This is a genomic window from Phaeodactylibacter xiamenensis (assembly GCF_965229835.1).
Taxonomy (GTDB): Bacteria; Bacteroidota; Bacteroidia; order Chitinophagales; family Saprospiraceae; genus Phaeodactylibacter; species Phaeodactylibacter xiamenensis.
Window position 1 is genome coordinate 6134964 of record NZ_OZ245931.1, and the last position, 16258, is coordinate 6151221.

16 protein-coding genes are annotated in these 16258 nt (G+C 52.3%); 11 read left to right on the forward strand and 5 right to left on the reverse strand.

The genetic code is table 11. From position 1 onward, the window contains the following. Positions 1–85: 85 nt before the first annotated feature. The 3 genes from ACO08I_RS23335 (at position 86) to ACO08I_RS23345 (ending at position 3454) form a co-directional block, all read left to right on the forward strand. Entirely contained in the window at positions 86–2020 is a 1935-nt protein-coding gene (locus tag ACO08I_RS23335) for a DUF294 nucleotidyltransferase-like domain-containing protein (protein WP_282782051.1), read from the forward strand. A gap of 35 nt (positions 2021–2055) precedes the next feature. Continuing rightward, positions 2056–2754: a PolC-type DNA polymerase III gene (locus ACO08I_RS23340; protein ID WP_282782049.1), complete on the forward strand. Its 699-nt coding sequence runs from the start codon at positions 2056–2058 to the stop codon at positions 2752–2754. A gap of 163 nt (positions 2755–2917) precedes the next feature. Then, positions 2918–3454 (forward strand): META domain-containing protein, encoded by a 537-nt coding sequence (locus ACO08I_RS23345; protein WP_282782047.1) that lies wholly within the window; start codon positions 2918–2920, stop codon positions 3452–3454. A 98-nt stretch (positions 3455–3552) separates the two neighbouring features. Here ACO08I_RS23345 and ACO08I_RS23350 read toward each other — a convergent pair whose 3' ends face one another. The 3 genes from ACO08I_RS23350 to pdhA form a co-directional block, all read right to left on the reverse strand. After that, a complete protein-coding gene (locus tag ACO08I_RS23350; protein WP_282782045.1) occupies positions 3553–4386 on the reverse strand; it encodes a universal stress protein in 834 nt (277 codons plus the stop codon). Between the two features lie 124 nt (positions 4387–4510). After that, positions 4511–6118 carry a phosphoenolpyruvate carboxykinase (ATP) gene (pckA, locus tag ACO08I_RS23355; protein ID WP_282782043.1) on the reverse strand — a complete coding sequence of 536 codons (1608 nt, stop codon included), beginning with the start codon at positions 6116–6118 and terminating at the stop codon, positions 4511–4513. A 175-nt stretch (positions 6119–6293) separates the two neighbouring features. After that, positions 6294–7334: a pyruvate dehydrogenase (acetyl-transferring) E1 component subunit alpha gene (gene pdhA / locus ACO08I_RS23360; RefSeq protein ID WP_282782041.1), complete on the reverse strand. Its 1041-nt coding sequence runs from the start codon at positions 7332–7334 to the stop codon at positions 6294–6296. Between the two features lie 197 nt (positions 7335–7531). Here pdhA and ACO08I_RS23365 point away from each other — a divergent pair, with 197 nt between their 5' ends. Both ACO08I_RS23365 and ACO08I_RS23370 read left to right on the forward strand, forming a co-directional pair. Then, a complete protein-coding gene (locus tag ACO08I_RS23365) occupies positions 7532–8605 on the forward strand; it encodes a 2Fe-2S iron-sulfur cluster-binding protein (RefSeq protein WP_421947275.1) in 1074 nt (357 codons plus the stop codon). A 33-nt stretch (positions 8606–8638) separates the two neighbouring features. Then, positions 8639–9496, forward strand: coding sequence for a zinc ribbon domain-containing protein (locus ACO08I_RS23370; protein WP_421947276.1), 858 nt, complete (start codon positions 8639–8641; stop codon positions 9494–9496). Here the strand turns inward: ACO08I_RS23370 and ACO08I_RS23375 are convergent. Continuing rightward, the gene (locus ACO08I_RS23375) at positions 9477–10214 is read right to left on the reverse strand and encodes a hypothetical protein (protein WP_282782036.1); all 738 of its coding nucleotides are present in this window, start codon (positions 10212–10214) and stop codon (positions 9477–9479) included. The two genes, ACO08I_RS23370 and ACO08I_RS23375, sit on opposite strands and share 20 nt — an antisense overlap. A gap of 129 nt (positions 10215–10343) precedes the next feature. Between ACO08I_RS23375 and ACO08I_RS23380 the strand changes: the two genes are divergently transcribed. Genes ACO08I_RS23380 through ACO08I_RS23390 form a run of 3 tightly spaced genes read left to right on the forward strand, consistent with a single transcriptional unit; the run spans position 10344 to position 12587 of the window. Continuing rightward, positions 10344–10499 carry a DUF2256 domain-containing protein gene (locus tag ACO08I_RS23380; RefSeq protein ID WP_072013636.1) on the forward strand — a complete coding sequence of 52 codons (156 nt, stop codon included), beginning with the start codon at positions 10344–10346 and terminating at the stop codon, positions 10497–10499. A gap of 41 nt (positions 10500–10540) precedes the next feature. After that, the gene (locus tag ACO08I_RS23385; protein ID WP_044215828.1) at positions 10541–11185 is read left to right on the forward strand and encodes a cytochrome c oxidase subunit 3; all 645 of its coding nucleotides are present in this window, start codon (positions 10541–10543) and stop codon (positions 11183–11185) included. A gap of 40 nt (positions 11186–11225) precedes the next feature. Continuing rightward, complete coding sequence (locus ACO08I_RS23390) at positions 11226–12587, forward strand: DUF4403 family protein (RefSeq protein ID WP_421947277.1); 1362 nt, start codon at positions 11226–11228, stop codon at positions 12585–12587. 1 nt (position 12588) lies between these two features. Here the strand turns inward: ACO08I_RS23390 and ACO08I_RS23395 are convergent, their stop codons facing one another. Then, positions 12589–12960 (reverse strand): hypothetical protein, encoded by a 372-nt coding sequence (locus tag ACO08I_RS23395; protein WP_421947278.1) that lies wholly within the window; start codon positions 12958–12960, stop codon positions 12589–12591. A gap of 183 nt (positions 12961–13143) precedes the next feature. Between ACO08I_RS23395 and trpS the strand changes: the two genes are divergently transcribed. The 3 genes from trpS to metK all read left to right on the forward strand — a co-directional run bounded on the left by trpS (position 13144) and on the right by metK (position 16196). Further along, complete coding sequence (gene trpS, locus ACO08I_RS23400; RefSeq protein WP_282782028.1) at positions 13144–14157, forward strand: tryptophan--tRNA ligase; 1014 nt, start codon at positions 13144–13146, stop codon at positions 14155–14157. A gap of 9 nt (positions 14158–14166) precedes the next feature. Beyond that, positions 14167–14787, forward strand: coding sequence for a fumarylacetoacetate hydrolase family protein (locus tag ACO08I_RS23405; RefSeq protein WP_293569231.1), 621 nt, complete (start codon positions 14167–14169; stop codon positions 14785–14787). A 155-nt stretch (positions 14788–14942) separates the two neighbouring features. Then, the gene (gene metK, locus ACO08I_RS23410) at positions 14943–16196 is read left to right on the forward strand and encodes a methionine adenosyltransferase (RefSeq protein ID WP_282782025.1); all 1254 of its coding nucleotides are present in this window, start codon (positions 14943–14945) and stop codon (positions 16194–16196) included. Positions 16197–16258 lie beyond the last annotated feature (62 nt).

Below are 16258 nucleotides of genomic sequence, written 5' to 3' on the forward strand. Positions count from 1 at the left end.
ATAAACAAATATATACATCTAATTGCGTTAATATTTGGTGGCATTATCAAAAAGCAGGATATTCCGTTATCCAAACCTGAATGCCATGGAAAATATCATTCCGCGCCGCATCTATGATTTTTTGAAAGCTTATCCGCCGTTTAGCTTGCTGCCTGATGATTTGCTGCTGCAGATCTCGCAGCGGGTGCTGGTGCAATACTATAAGCCACGGCAGGAAATTTTTCATCAGGGCGATCAGCCGGGTACGCATATCTTTATCGTGCGGGAAGGTGCTGTCCAATTGTACCGGGAGACGGAGTCAGAGGAGTTTTTGGTGGAACAGTGCGATGAGGGCGACGTTTTCGGCATCCGCCCCATGCTGGCAGAAGAGGCCTATGCCCTCACAGCCCGTGCTGCTGAGGAAACTTTGCTGTACGCCATTAATATTGAGGGCTTTCGCAAAGTGATGGAAGCGCACCCTCAGGTAGCCTTTTATCTGGCAAGCAACTACGCAGCTGGTGTAGGGCAAAAGTATAAAACGGCCAATCCTTCTCAGCTTTTTCTGGACCGTTCCGACCGCACTATCGAGAATTTCGCGCTTATGGAGGTGCAATCCCTGGAGCGCAGTAAAGCTCCGGTCACCTGCCCGCCGCAGACCACCATTCAGGAAGCAGCGCTCATTATGTCCGCTAAGGAGGTTGGGTCTATCATCGTCGTCAATCCCTCGGATCATCCGGTAGGTATTATGACCGATAAGGACCTGAGGCATAAAGTGGCAACCGGAAAAATGAAGCTGAACGCGCCCATCTCCGATATCATGTCGAGCCCGGTCATTACCATGCCCTCATCCGTTACCGTGGCGGACGTGCAAATGGAAATGGTCAAAAACCGGATCAACCACATTTGCCTGACAGAGGATGGGACAATTGGCAGCCGGGTGGTTGGTGTCCTCTCTGAGCACGATCTGATGGTGATGCAGGGCAACAATCCAGCCATTCTGATCCGGGAAATCCGGCGCTGCAAGGCGGTGGAAGCCCTCCGGGATATCCGTGACCGTGCCGAGCAATTGCTCAAAAAATACATTTTCCAGGAAGTATCAATTGCATTCATCTCCACGGTGATGACTGAGATTAACGACGAGATCATCGTCCGTTGCATCGAACTGGCAGAGGCAGATCTGGCATCAGAAGGACAGCAGCACCCCGGTGCGAAGTATTGCTGGCTGGCACTGGGCAGCGAGGGCAGGGGAGAGCAGTTGCTCCGGACCGATCAGGATAATGCGCTGGTCTTTGAGGACGTGCCGGAGGATGCCTATGAGCGCACAAAGAACTACTACCTGGATTTTGCCGGCCGGGTCACCCGCCTGCTCAATGAGGTAGGCTTTGAGTATTGCCCGGCAGATATGATGGCGAGCAATCCTTCCTGGTGCCTGTCATTGAGTGAGTGGAAGCAGCAGTTCTCTACCTGGATCCACAAGCCGGAGCCTAAGGCGGTGATGTTCTGTACCATTTTCTTCGACTTCCGCCCTATACACGGTGACCGTTCCTTATCCTCAGCCCTGACAACGCACATCTTCGAAGCACTTGACGATCAGGAGATATTTCTCGTCTACCTGGGTAAGAATGCGCTGCAAAACCCACCACCCCTGACGTTCTTCCGCAACTTTGTGGTAGAAAGCAGTGGTGCCCATAAAGATGAGTTCGACATCAAAGCCCGGGCTATGATGCCCCTGGCGGACGCGGCACGCCTGTTAGTCCTGCACGCACGGGTAGGCATGATCAACAACACCTTTCGCCGGTTTGAGCGGTTGGCTGAACTGGAGCCTCAAAACAGGGAGCTCTACGAGCAAGCGGCTGATGCCTACGAAATCCTCATGCGCTACCGGGCCCTTCAGGGGCTGAAAAAGCAAAATTCCGGCCGGTATTTCAATCCGTCCGACCTGACTAAGATGGAGCGGATCAACCTGCGCAATTGTTTCCGCCCGATTAAAGAGTTGCAGTCCCTGTTGAATACCCGGTTCCGGCTTGCCCTGCTCAGTTAACCGCCCCATTCCCTAACCAATATACCCCGCGCCTTATGTTCAGATGGTTCAAAAAAAAGCCGCCCCCTCCGGACCCAAATGCCCCTGCTTTCTGGAAGGCTTATCTGGAAAGCCTGGCTGCTACGGCCTACGACAAAAGGACGCCAATAGAAGAGATTGGCTTTGTGGTTTTTGATACCGAAACAACAGGCCTGGATGTACAGGAAGATCAGATCCTTTCCATAGGTGCCGTACGGGTAAAAAACTGGCAGATCAGTGTAGAGGACCGTTTGGAGTGTTATATTCATCAGGAGTACTATCCGGATGGGAAAACAGTAGCCGTACATGGTATTTTGCCAGGAGAAAAACTGCATAGTATCGCGGAGTCAGAGGGCGTGCGCCGTTTTTTGGAATTTGTTGGGGGCGATGTGCTGGTTGCTCACCACGCTGCCTTTGATGTTGCGATGCTCAACGCGGCAATCCATTCAGCAGGAGGCGGAAAATTGCAGAATACCGTCCTGGACACGGGGGTACTGGCCCGCAGAGCCGCGCGGAACCCTCAGCTAGCCCGCCCCGGTACATTCGGACTCGATCATCTTTGTGATACCTACCGGATTCCTCAAAGTGACCGGCATACGGCCCCGGGAGACGCTTTCATTACAGCACTATTGCTGCTCAAGCTGTTGCACCGGCTCCAAAAACGGGGAGTAGATACGCTGGGGGCTTTGCGGTCAGCGCCAGGAATGGGGTTGTGAGCATACGGTTGTGAATGGAGAGGTAGTTTTATCCGTCCATTCTGCACACCTAAAAGATAGTATCGCACTAAAATTTTGTAATTTCGCCCGCACAAGCACAGGTGGGGCCGAAGCGCCTGTCCTGCTGCGAAAAAGAATCTATTTCTAATAAACAAGATAGAAAATGAGAACGCTTTTGATGATGTTGCTGTCGTTCAGCCTGCTGGCTTGTGGCAGTGATGCTGCTCAGGAAGGAACAGAAGGAGGTACGAGTCAGGCTCCTGCCGCTCCGGCGGAGGCTGAGGTGTCACCTGTTGAAGATGCCAGCCTGGTATCACCGGATTATGAGCCTGCTTTTCCTCAGGTGGAGGTGAAGAAGTGGTACCTGACAGAGTATGTTTACGATGGGCGGAGTGTGAAAATGGGAAAGGAGGACATCCCCATGATTACCATCGCTAACGGTAAAATCTCCGGTCATAGTGGCTGCAACAAGTTCAGTTCTACTATCACCCTTCAGGAAGACGGCACCCTTAATATCGGTGAACTGGCATCCACGAAAATGCTTTGCCAGGGTAAAATGACTCAGGAATCCCGCTTTTTCGATTTGCTGAAGTCTGCAAATGCCTATAGCGTGAATAAAGTCTTTCTGGAAATCTCAGGCGGGCAGGGGCAACTGTCTTTCCGGGCAGAATACAAGCCTCAGCCCGATAACGCGGAGTAATCCCAAAGACACTTCTGTCAAAGGGCGTGATCTCGCGGTCTTTGACGCATCGTTAAAATCATGAAGGGGGTGCCTAAAGTCCGGGCGCCCCCTCTTTTTTAGTCCATGTCCAGGTGGAGAATCAACAAGGGCGTTTCTGCAGCTAACACCATCTTTTTGGTCTGACTGCTGTGGAGTATATTTTCCCAAAAGCCCCGGTGACGGGTTGCCATTACGATGACCTGTGCACCGTGAGCAGCAGCATAAGCGCTCAGCCCCTCAACAACTGAGTCGTCTTTGACTTCTGCCATTTCGAAAGCAAAAGGCGGGTCGCCCTGCTCGAATAGCTCTTCAAACAATTTTCCCTGCTCTTTTTCAAACGGGATGTCCTTGTTGCGTTGTACATGCACAAAGTGGACGTGGGCATTGAAGAGCCGGTTGAAAGCGATAAGTTTTTTGACTACCGTTTCATGGTGGGCATCATAATGACTGGCGTAGACCATATGTTTGATCGGGGCATAGCGGACATCTTTTGGGATCAGGAGCACCGGGCACCCGGCTCTTTGCGATACGCTGGAGGAGACGCTGCCAAACACACGCTCCAAAACGCCCCCATCACCGGTAGTACCCATCACTACAAGGTCGTAATCTTCACTCTTCGAGGCAATTTCATCAGCAGGGAATCCTACGAGCAGTTCCGTTTGTACATCCACAGGCAAGCCGCCCGGGCTTTCGCTGATCAGTTCTTCAAGGAAGTCATTCAGCAGCTTGTGGCGGGTCTCCATCAGGGCATTTACCGGTGGGATAAAGTCGGCTTCCCCACTTGATTCCGGGAGGAATACGTGGACCAGTTTGGCCTGTTCTGCACCAATACGGGCAGCCAGCTCCATGGCATACTGAAAGGCATTGCGGGAAGCATTGGAAAAATCAACGGGGATGAGTAGGTTTTTCATATGGTTAGGTTTTAGTATTGATCAATACCTGTATTAATAAAAAATGCTGCGGAGAACAAAAGTTCGCCCGCAGCATTCGAAAACCAAGCTATTGTCTAGTTGTCAGTCAGTATGCTGTAGTTGCTCACGCCGTTTCAATGACGCGTGGTGCTGCCGCCATCATCTCCTCATCCGCGCCGTCTTCGAACTTGCGGAAGTTGTCAATGAAGGCTTTCGCCATCTTATTAGCTCTGTAGTCGTATGCGTCTTTGTCTGCCCAGGTATTACGAGGGTTGAGCAGTTCTGAAGGCACGCCAGGGCATTCTTTTGGAATGTGCAGGCCGAATACCGGCTCCTGTTCATACTCCACGTTGTCGAGTCTGCCTTCCAGGGCATCAGTGATCATCGCCCGGGTGTACTTCAGTTTGATGCGGGTGCCCACACCGTAAGGGCCACCGGTCCAGCCGGTATTGATCAGCCATACATTTACACCGTATTTTTCCATGCGCTCACCCAGCATGCGGGCATACTCAGTGGGGTGCAGGGGCATAAATGGTGCGCCGAAGCAGGCGGAGAAGGTCTTCACTGGCTCGTCGATACCTACTTCTGTACCTGCTACTTTAGAAGTATAGCCAGAGATAAAGTGGTACATCGCCTGTCCGGGCGTCAGCTTGCTGATCGGAGGCAGTGCGCCAAAGGCATCAGCGGTCAGGAAGAAGATATTCTTCGGATGCCCGGCCATAGATGGCTCGACGATATTATCAATATGGTAAATCGGATAGGATACCCGGGTATTTAGGGTAACGCTACTGTCTTCGTAATTGACAGTGCGGGTATCAGGGAAGAACGCAATGTTTTCCAGGATTGCGCCATGCTTGATGGCATCGAAGATTTCCGGTTCTTTTTCGCGGGTCAGGTCGATGGTCTTAGCGTAGCAGCCACCTTCGAAGTTGAAGATGCCATTCTCGCCCCAGCCGTGCTCATCGTCACCAATCAGCAGACGGTTAGGGTCAGCAGACAAGGTGGTCTTGCCGGTACCGCTCAGCCCGAAGAATACGGCAGCGTCGCCGTCTTTGCCTACGTTTGCAGAGCAGTGCATGGTCAGTAGGTCACGGAAGGCAGGTAATTCAAAGTTGAGTACGGAGAATACGCCCTTCTTGATTTCGCCGGTATAGCCGGAGCCTCCTACGATCACCTCTTTCTTAGCGAAGTTGATGATTGAGAAGTTAGGTTGGCGGGTATGGTCAGTCTCAACATCTGCCTCGAAGCCAGGCGCGCAAAGTACGGTCCACTCGGGGTCAAACTGTGCGAGTTCTTCTTCGCTCATGCGCAGGAACATGTTGTATACGAAGAGGTTGCTCCAGGGGTATTCGGTAACAATACGGATGTTTGTCCGGTATTCAGGGTCAGCACACGCCTGTACATCGCGTACGTAAATTTCCTTGCCACCGAAGTACTTCACCAATTTGGCGCGTAGCTTATCGTAGTCTGCGGCCTCAAAAGGCTTGTTGATCGCATTCCAGTCTACCCGGTCCTTAGACACCTCATCCTCAACAATGAAGCGGTCCTGTGGTGAGCGGCCGGTAAATTTCCCTGTGCTGACACAGAGTGCGCCGCTGTCGGCTAGTACACCCTGATCCTTGCATAGGGTAGCTTCGACCAATTCCTCCGGTAGCAAGTTGTAGCGAACTGCTGCCGGGCTTTCTATGCCCAGATTCTTTAGGGCCGTTTCAATTGCTTTGGCGTTTTGCATGAATCCTAGTTTTTTGTTGTTGATTACGGTTCAAATATGCGCCATATAATTAGCCTTGCAATTGAGATTGCTCACTTGAGCCACTGACATTTATCAGGAGGGCAAAAAAAATCAGCAGCCCCAAATTTGGAACTGCTGATACGTTGTCTCTTTAAACAGAATATCCTTTGGAATTCTAATCCCTGATGAAAGGATAGTCTTCCTGCAGGTAATTATCCGTGTAGAGTTCTGAAGGATCAGGGTAGTCTGATTCTTCCGCAAACTTTACAGCTGCCTTGATTTCTTCCTTGATTTTATTCTCGATTTCCTTGAGTTCGTCTTCTGTCGCAATTTTATTGTCCAGAATCGTTCTTTCTGTAATCTTGATCGGGTCGCGGTCCTTGTACTCCTGTACCTCTTCCTTGGTCCGGTACTTGGCCGGGTCGGAGACGGAGTGCCCTTTGTAGCGATAAGTCTGCACTTCAAGGAAGTAAGGGCCATTGCCGGCACGGATGTGCTCAGCAGCACGGCTCACTGCTTCGTGAACAGCTTCCGGCTGCATGCCGTCTACGGCTTCACTGGGCATATCGTAGGCCAGCCCCATCTTGTAGAGCTCGGTCACGTTACTCGTCCGCTTTACGGAAGTACCCATGGCGTAGCCGTTGTTCTCCACGATATAAAGCACCGGTAGCTTCCACGCCATAGCCATATTAAAGGATTCGTGCAGCGCACCCTGACGGGCAGCGCCATCACCAAACATCGTGACGCAAAGGTTGTCTGTCCCTTTGTACTTTTCCGCGAAAGCGATGCCTGTACCGATTGGGATTTGAGCGCCCACGATGCCGTTGCCGCCAAAGTAGCGGTGCTCTTTTGAGAAGAAGTGCATAGAGCCACCTTTGCCCTTCACGATGCCCGTTTCCTTACCGAAAAGCTCAGCCATACAGGCGTTGACGTCACAGCCACGCCCCAGTGCCGTACCGTGCTGACGGTAAGCGGTAACGATGGCATCTTCGCGGCGGATGGCAGATTCCATACCCGCTGCAACCGCTTCCTGCCCAATATAAACGTGGCAGAACCCGCGGATTTTCTGCTGGCCGTACATCATCAGTGCCCGCTCCTCAAATTTGCGTATGCGGAACATCAGTTCGTACCACTCCAGGTACTGTTCTTTGCTGTACTTAGGCTTTTTAGACCGCGGTTTGCGGGTGGTTTTTTTCTTTTCCGTCGCTGTATCCATACCTGAATTCTATGGTTAGTGTTCAATATTTGTCATTACAACACCTAAAGGTATACCTTGTTTGCGGCGCTGCTGTTTCGCGTGGGCAAATATACTCAGCTTGCAGGGTTTTGCCAATTTTTACACTAAGTGTTGTATGTTCGTACCTTAAGATTGCCGTTTTGGAAGCGGTGGTCGGCGCATGACTAAGCATAAATATGAACCAGGAACTTCTAACCCTCATTGTCACGCACATTAACCGGCCGGTGCCGGGGAGTGCGCATATTTTTTTTGATATGCAGGAGCAGCCAGTGCCGGATTATCAGGCCGGGCAGTTTTTGACCCTGCTCTTTCCTGATTTGGGCCCTGTGCCATTTCGGCGGTCTTATTCCCTTGCTTCCACTCCGGGGGTGGACCCTCAGTTGTCGATTTGCGTCAAGCGGACTGTCAATGGGCAGGCTTCGGCTTACCTGACTCAAAAGCTACAGGTGGGGGATACCCTTCAGGCTTTGCCGCCCGCTGGGCAGTTTGTGCTGCCCGAAACTCCCCGTCCTTTGCTGCTCATTGCCGGGGGCAGTGGGTTTGTACCGGTGTTTGCCCTGCTCAAAGCCGCGCTGAATAGGCCGGGAACTGAAAAAATCCAACTGCTGCTAGCCAACCGGAATGCCGAGTCTGTCTTTTTCAGGGAGGAACTGAAGGAACTGGAAGGCCGCCACCCTGACCGTCTGAAGGTTTTCCACCTTCTAAGCCAGGCATCAGCCACCTGCGAAGACGAGTTAAAAGCAACGGGCCACACTGAAATCCGGCAGGGGCGGATGAGCAACGCGTGGCTGGAGTTCTGGGCGGAGCAGGTTTTGGGCAAACAAATGCCGGAGGCTCATGCCTATGTCTGCGGCCCGCCGGGGCTCATGCTCAAAGCGTCTATGACCTTGCGGTTTCTTGGTTTTGGAGACGACCGGCTGCATCAGGAAGATTTTATCATACACACGCCTTTCCGGCCGGAAGCCAGTCAGTTGCCGCATGCCACAATAGCATTACAGTTCAAAAACAAGACCCTGTCTTTTCCGGTAACGCCGGGGCAGACTTTGCTGGAAGGGGCGTTGGCTGCGGGCATAGAATTGCCTTACAGTTGCCGGAGCGGGAGTTGCACAACCTGCTCCGCTCAACTGACCGGAGGGCGTGTCGAAATGTATACCCACAACAGCCGGGTAGACAGCGATGCTACCAACGGTCATATTTTCACCTGCGTGGCCTACCCGGTAACACCTCAGGTGCAGCTGACCATAAGATAAGTTTGTTAACTTTGGAGCAAATACTGACGTCTGTTGAAGTGTATCAATTGCCATACCGAATTGCCTGATCATGCAAGGTTTTGCCATCAGTGCGGTACGCCGCAACCGCAGGAGCAGGGTGCTGTGGAGGCGGATGCTCAGCCAATTATTGATCTGAATGGCAACGTAAGCAAACAGTTGACAGAAGCGTTTTTCCGCCTAATGCGCCAAAAAGTTGAAGAAGAACAGCCCGGCACAGAAGTGGAAGCCTACCGGGAATTATTGTACGAATCCGGTTTTCGGGATATGCTTCACCGGCGGGAGACTCAGCTGGCCGATCAGCTAATGTATCTGCATGGAAAAGGCGAGCCGGTTGCTTTGCAAAATGTCAGGGTAAAGCGCCACCTGGAAGAACTCACCGATTATTTCCTCATTCATTATGCAAAGGACCTGAATTCCGTTCCCCTTCCCGAAGCCATACTCCGGCATCAGGGCCCCGGCGCCGATGATCACCCGCTGGAAACACTCATCTTTGATTACCTCGATTTCGGCAGCGAGCCCGACGAAACGGTATACACGGACTTTGTCAAAATGCCTGTACAGAAACTGCGCAATGCCGGCAAGTTCTTCCTGAAGCCGGAGCGCCGGGACGAGCGGATTTACTTTATCTGCGATCAAAGCCTGCTGGGCTCCTGCAAAGAAGGCTTTGCTATGACCGAGCGGGGCCTGTACTGGAAAGCGCAGTTGCAAACGCCACACTACGTGCTTTACGAAACCCTGGGCAATGTAAAGCGCGAAAAGGACTGGCTGCTCATCGATGAAAAGTTTTTCAACATCAACCTCCGATTCAATATCAAGATGCTCAAGTTGCTCAAGCGGCTGCAGCAACGTTTCAGAGCCGGTAAAAAATAGCAAGGTCATTAATCGGGCGGCCGTCAAATAGCGTGAATTCCGAAATGTTCACATCAAAGCGGTCCCCGTTTTCCGTGATATAGCTGGAGGTGCCGGTATGGTATAAAATAGGGAGCCCAAACTCCACACTGAAGGACAAGCGGTCGGTGATGGGGATATTGGTCCCGATGAATGGCGTCAGCCCTCCAAGAAAATGGGTGTGGTTGGCAGAGCCGACAATACTGCTGAAACCTGAAGGCATGCCTTCGAGCGGGCGGTCGTTGACGTAGGTGATACGTTCCGTAAAAATCACACCGGCCTGAGCATCCACGCCGAGGTAGACGGGCAGCTTTTGGCTCAACCGGTAGGTAGAACGCCCTATGCTGAACAGGAGGCTGGCGCGCGGGAAAAGGTCGTTCTGCTGGTAGAGCTGCTCTTCCAGCGTGCTGCCCGGCAGCAGCTGGTCCGGATACGGAATAAAGCCTTCAAAGTAATTTCTGTTGTTGACCTCGATTTTGATCCGTAAATCGCCATTGGGCTGGTGTTCGCGGTACAGGGCTTCTATTTGGTAGTGCCCGAGCCTTCCGCCTCCCCCTGTAATGATGGCAGGCAGAAGATCCACGCCAATTTGGTTGTAGTAAGGCCCAAAGGTTGGGGAAGTGGGCAGCGTATCAGACTGAGCCTGAGCAGCGCATTGCAGCATCAATAGGGCAAAAAACAGGAGAATAGTCGTGCGCATGGGTGATTGATTTTTTGATTAAACGTGAAATCCTTATCCTTGAGGTGGCAGGAAATATTTTAACATTCCACTGCCCCAAAATATCCTGAAAACAAAAAGAGCGAATTGCCGTTTCCTTCAGAAAATCTAATGCCAAAGCAACGCAAAAAGGGAGACCTCCCCACCAAAGACTGCGTACAATGCGGCCGCCCCTTCACCTGGAGAAAAAAATGGGAAAAGGTCTGGGAGGAGGTCAAATACTGTAGCGAGCGTTGCCGGCGGGAGGCCAAACGGGACCGAAACTAAACTGTTCACTCAAAATTTCAGCTGGTAAGCAGCCAAATAATATGTCTGAAAATCCACCATCACAGCAAAGAGACCCCGCAGAGGAAGGGTACAACGAATATGGCAACTTTGCCTTTCACCCTTACAACGTATTGCTGATCTTGTCCCTGCTGGGCATTACCGCTATGTTCCTTGCGTTTACGGCCGCCTTTGTGTACACCCGGGTGCAAAGTGACCTGCCGCCGATCAGGCTGCCGAATATTTTTATTTTCAATACGCTGGTCTTACTGGCAAGTAGTGGCGCAATGGTCTGGGCAAAGCGCTGCTACAAATCTGATGATACGGAAAACTATCAGCGGGCGCTCATCGCTACCATGGCGATTTCCTTCATATTTATGATCCTGCAGGGCGTAGGCTGGTATCAGTTGTTTAGCAATCAGATTTACATCCACAGCGATAATTCTGCCGGATACCTTTATGTGATTTCAGCTCTGCATTTTGCTCACGTTATAGCTGGTCTCCCATTTCTGGGGTTGTTCCTCTGGACAGCCCGCAAGCGCATGAAAGAGCCGGTGAGCGTGCTGGTTTATTTTTCTGACCCCGAAAAGCGGCTCAAGCTCCGCCTGCTGACCATCTACTGGCATTTTTTGGACGGGCTATGGATTTATCTGGTCATCTTTTTCTACCTTAATTATTTGCTTCGGTAGTTTTCTTTCTGCTAATTTCGGGGCAAAGAACTACCCTAAGATGAAACATCTACTGCCTGCCTGCGCTATATTGATGCTACTGCTTAGCAGCTGCAAAGTGACGAAGCCCGTTCGCCCTATGGAAGAATACGAAGAGCTGTACCGAGATCAGGTTTCCATCATCAACATCCCCGTGGATGTACCGGTGCGGGACCTGGAGGCTGTGCTCAACAAACAACTGAGCGGCATCCTCTACGAAGACAACAACCTCCGGGATGGCGATAAAATGATGGTCCGGGCCGTCAAACAGGATGATATCCTCCTGGGGCTTGACTCCCAAGCTATTACCTACCGTATCCCACTCGACCTTTGGATCAAGTACGACCTCGGCATCAGTACCGTTGAGGCCAATGGGCAGATTTCGCTGGATTTCAAAACCGGCTTTGGAGTGAATACAGACTGGAGCATCTTTACCACGACCACGCTGGAAGGCCATCAATGGCAACAAAAACCGCGGGTAAAAATGGGCTTTGTGGACCTGCCGGTGGGTTTTATTGCAGACATCGTCCTGCGCAACAGTACCCGGCAGATTTCCAAAGCGATAGATGACCTGGTCCGGGAGCAGTTCGACCTGCGCAAGACCGTGGAGGAAGCCTGGCGGGAGATGTTTCAGCCGGCCCTGGTTTCTGAAGAATACAATACCTGGCTTACCGTGAACCCACAGTATATCGGTATGAGCCCGGTCTCCACCGAGCGGGGGAGGATCGCGACCACCATCTACGTGGAGGGCAAACCCTCCGTTAAGATCGGTGAGCGCCCGGACCCCAAGTATATACAGCCCCTGCCGCCCCTGCGCATCAGCCCGGTGGAAGCCGAAGACTTTACCCTGCACATCAATGCCGAGATTTCCTATGATGAAGCCGAACGCCTCGCCAAAACCCAGCTCGTTGGCGAAACCTTCTCCTACGGCCGCCGCTCCGTGACGATACAGGACCTGGAGTTTTTTGGAAAAGGCAGCAACATCGTAGTCAACACCACCCTGAGCGGCACCTACAACGGCAGCATTTACCTGGTCGGCCGCCCGGTCTTCAACCCCAAAAAGAATACCATCGATATCGAAGACCTGGAGTATACGCTCGATACCAAAAACTACCTGTTCCGGTCTGCCGGCTGGCTGATGAAAAGTACCATCAAAAATAAGATTGCCGAAAACCTCAATTTCCTGCTCGACTACAACATGAAGGACATGCAGGCGCAATTTCAGGAGCAGCTACAGGAGTATGAGCTGGCTACCGGCGTGGTGCTGAACGGCAACCTGGAAGCCCTCGACCTCCGCAATGCTTACCTCACGGTGGATGGCATGGTCGTTGACCTGGCCCTTACGGGCAACGTCAATGTGCGGGTGAAGGGGTTGAATAAATAAACTACTGTCGGACCATCGTTAAGAGCCGCTCCTTATCCCCATCCATCATTTTGAGCTGAAGCGTGTCATTAGCAAGCTTGAGAATTTCGACTGCCTTTTCGGTACTGGCCTGGTTGAGGGTGTCGCGGGTGAACAGATAAGTGCCATCCACGTAAAAGCTACCGGCTTCCCGGTAATTGAGCGTACTCCGGTAGGTATAGCGGTCTGCGGGCGTGAATTGAAGCTCAATCTGACTGGGGTCAACCGCCAAAGGCGTGCCTTCTTCCGTGATAGCCACAGCTTGCCAGTTTCCCTGCAGGTCGGCAGGCTGATAGCCCGACTGGCAGGCAGGGAGGATGGTGAGCAGTGCAAAAACAACAATCAGTATTCTCATTCGCAATTCGGTATTGTTTGAATCCGCAGCAAAAGTACGAACTGCGGCTGGCCTGCCCAACTTGGATTTTCCAGTGGTGTGACTGCCGGGCTGGCCAAAACCCGGCTTCTGATGGGAATTCCCCGTTTTTATTGCTCCAAAACCAATGGAACAAGTATATTCGCGCTGTCCAAAAAAATGACCATGGAGCAACGCAAACAAGTCCTTTCTGCTATTCAGCCCACCGGGCAAATGCACTTTGGCAACTACTTCGGGGCAGTGAAGAACTGGGTCGCCCTGCAGGAAAAGTACGATTGCATCTACGGGGTGGTGGATTACCATGCCATGACGATGCCCTACAATCCGAAAAAACTTCGGGAAAATACCTGGGAACTGCTCTTTAACCTGATGGCGGTTGGCGTTAAGCCGGAGTCCCTGTTTATTCAGTCCCTGGTGCCGGAGCATGCAGAATTGTGCTGGATTTTCAATTGCTTCACCTCCTACGGGCAGCTGACCCGTATGACGCAGTTCAAGGACAAAAGCGCGCAGGTGGCTGAAACCGCTACCGACAGCTTTATCTCCGCTGGCTTGCTGGACTATCCCGTGCTACAGGCCGCTGATATCCTGATCTACCGGGCGGATTACGTGCCTGTAGGCAAAGATCAGGAGCAGCATTTGGAGCTCACCCGCAACATCGCCCAACGCTTTAATAATCAGATGGGCAAAGAATACTTCGTCCTGCCGGAGCCCCTGTATACAGAAGTGCCTAAGGTTCGCTCTACCGCAGACCCCACCCGTAAGATGAGCAAAAGTGCAGGCGAGAAGCACTACATTGACGTGTTTGGTGACGATAACCGCATCCGCAAGCAAATCCGCTCCGCAGTGACCGATACCGGAGATACGCCTGCCGGCGAAATGAGCCCGGGCGTGGACAACCTCTTCACCCTGCTTAAGGCCGCTGAGTCTATTGGAGCCTACGAAAGCCTGATGAAGGACTACGAGGCCGGCGAATTAAAGTATGTGGACCTAAAAGATGCCGTAGCCGATGCCCTTGTGGGGCTGAGCGCTGATTTTAAAGCCCGTAAGGAAGCCCTGAAGGCCGATAAGAAGGAGATCAAGAACCAAATCAAGGCGTCTTCCGCTGAAATCCGCAAGAAAGCACAGGAGACCGTCCGTGCCGTAAAGGAAATGGCAGGGCTGTCCAATGTGAAGTTTTAAATCACCATTATGAAGATCATCTGCATCGGCCGCAACTACGCCGAACACGCCAAAGAGCTCAATAATCCGGTGCCGGGCAGCCCGGTCGTATTCATGAAGCCGCCTTCTGCGCTGCTGGTTAACAACAAGCCCTTCTACTACCCGGAATTCACCAAAGATCTCCACCATGAAATAGAGGTGGTGCTGAAAATCGGGAAAAACGGCCGCCACGTACAGCCGGAGTTTGCCGCTGAGTACTACCCGGAAATTGGTTTGGGCATCGACTTTACGGCCCGCGATGTGCAGCAGCGCCTGAAAGACAAAGGCCATCCCTGGGAAATAGCCAAGGGCTTCGACGGCTCGGCAGTGATCAGTGATTTTCTGCCCATTGAGCAGTGCAACCGGGGCGCCATAGAATTTGAGCTGAAGAAAAACGGGGAGACGGTGCAGCACGGCAACACCAAAGACCTTCTCTTCTCCTTTGATGCCATCATTGTTTACGTATCGAAGTTCTTCAAATTGCAAATGGGCGACCTGATTTACACGGGCACGCCTGCCGGCGTAGGGCCGGTGCAAATTGGCGATCAGCTGGAAGGCTTCCTGCACACGAAGACGGAAGTCAAATCCATGTTCCGCTGCGAAATCAAGTAAGGGCGCAACAAGTGCCTTAGTATTGGGGCAAACCCAGTTGTGTATTTTATTTGTCGAGAAGCCCCGAAAAGCGAGCCATTTTGTGCTTTATTCCTATTTTTGCAGCGATTTTGCCGGGGCTATTTCCCGGCGTTAATCCGAAATAAACCGAATTTATGCCATACTTATTCACCTCTGAGTCTGTTTCCGAAGGGCACCCTGACAAAATCGCTGATCAGATTAGCGATGCCCTCGTTGATCATTTCATTGCTTTTGACCCTTCTTCAAAGGTCGCCTGTGAAACGCTGGTAACAACCGGTCAGGTGGTGCTTGCCGGTGAGGTCAAGTCTGATGTTTACCTCGATGTGCAGCAAATTGCCCGCGATGTGATCGAGCGCATTGGGTATACCAAGTCTGAATACATGTTTGAGGCCCACTCCTGCGGTGTCCTTTCTGCCATCCACGAGCAATCGCCTGACATCAATCAGGGCGTGGAGCGCGAAAGCCCGGAAGAGCAGGGCGCCGGCGATCAGGGCATGATGTTCGGTTATGCCTCCAATGAAACGGAGAGCTACATGCCGCTGGCCTTGGCCATTTCTCACAAAATCCTGCAGGAACTGGCTGCTATCCGCAAGGGAGGGGAGCAGATGACTTACCTCCGCCCGGACTCTAAGTCGCAGGTGACGATCGAGTATGCAGACGACAACACGCCTCAGCGCATCGATACCATCGTGGTATCCACACAGCACGATGACTTCGATGAGGATGAGCGCATGCTGAATAAAATCCGCGAGGACATCATCAAGATTGTTATCCCACGGGTCAAAGCTCAGCTCAAGCCTGAACTTCAGAAGCTGTTTGATGATAATATTACCTACCACATCAACCCCACCGGCAAGTTCGTCATCGGTGGCCCGCACGGAGACGCCGGGCTAACGGGCCGCAAGATCATCGTAGATACCTACGGCGGCAAGGGTGCCCACGGTGGTGGTGCCTTTTCCGGCAAAGACCCTTCCAAGGTAGACCGTTCTGCGGCCTATGCGACCCGCCACATTGCGAAGAACCTCGTGGCTGCCGGTGTTTGTGATGAAGTCCTGGTGCAGGTGTCCTACGCGATCGGTGTGGCGGCGCCTACCAACATTTACGTCAACACTTACGGCACCGCTAACGTGAAAATGAGTGATGGCGAGATTGCGAAGAAAGTAGAGGAGGTGTTTGACATGCGCCCCTATGCGATTGAGCAGCGCCTGAAGCTCCGCACCCCGATCTACTCCGAGTCTGCCGCTTATGGCCACATGGGCCGTACACCAGAGCAAAAGACGGTGAAGTTCGTCGATGGTGCCGGCCGCGTAAAGGAAATGCAGGTGGAGACCTTCACCTGGGAGAAACTTGACTACGTGGATAAGGTGAAAGCGGCATTTGGGCTGTAGGGAGTGAGGGAAGAGATGAGGCAGTCAGGGGGCTGCCCCTTGGTGGTTTAACATGCGACTTC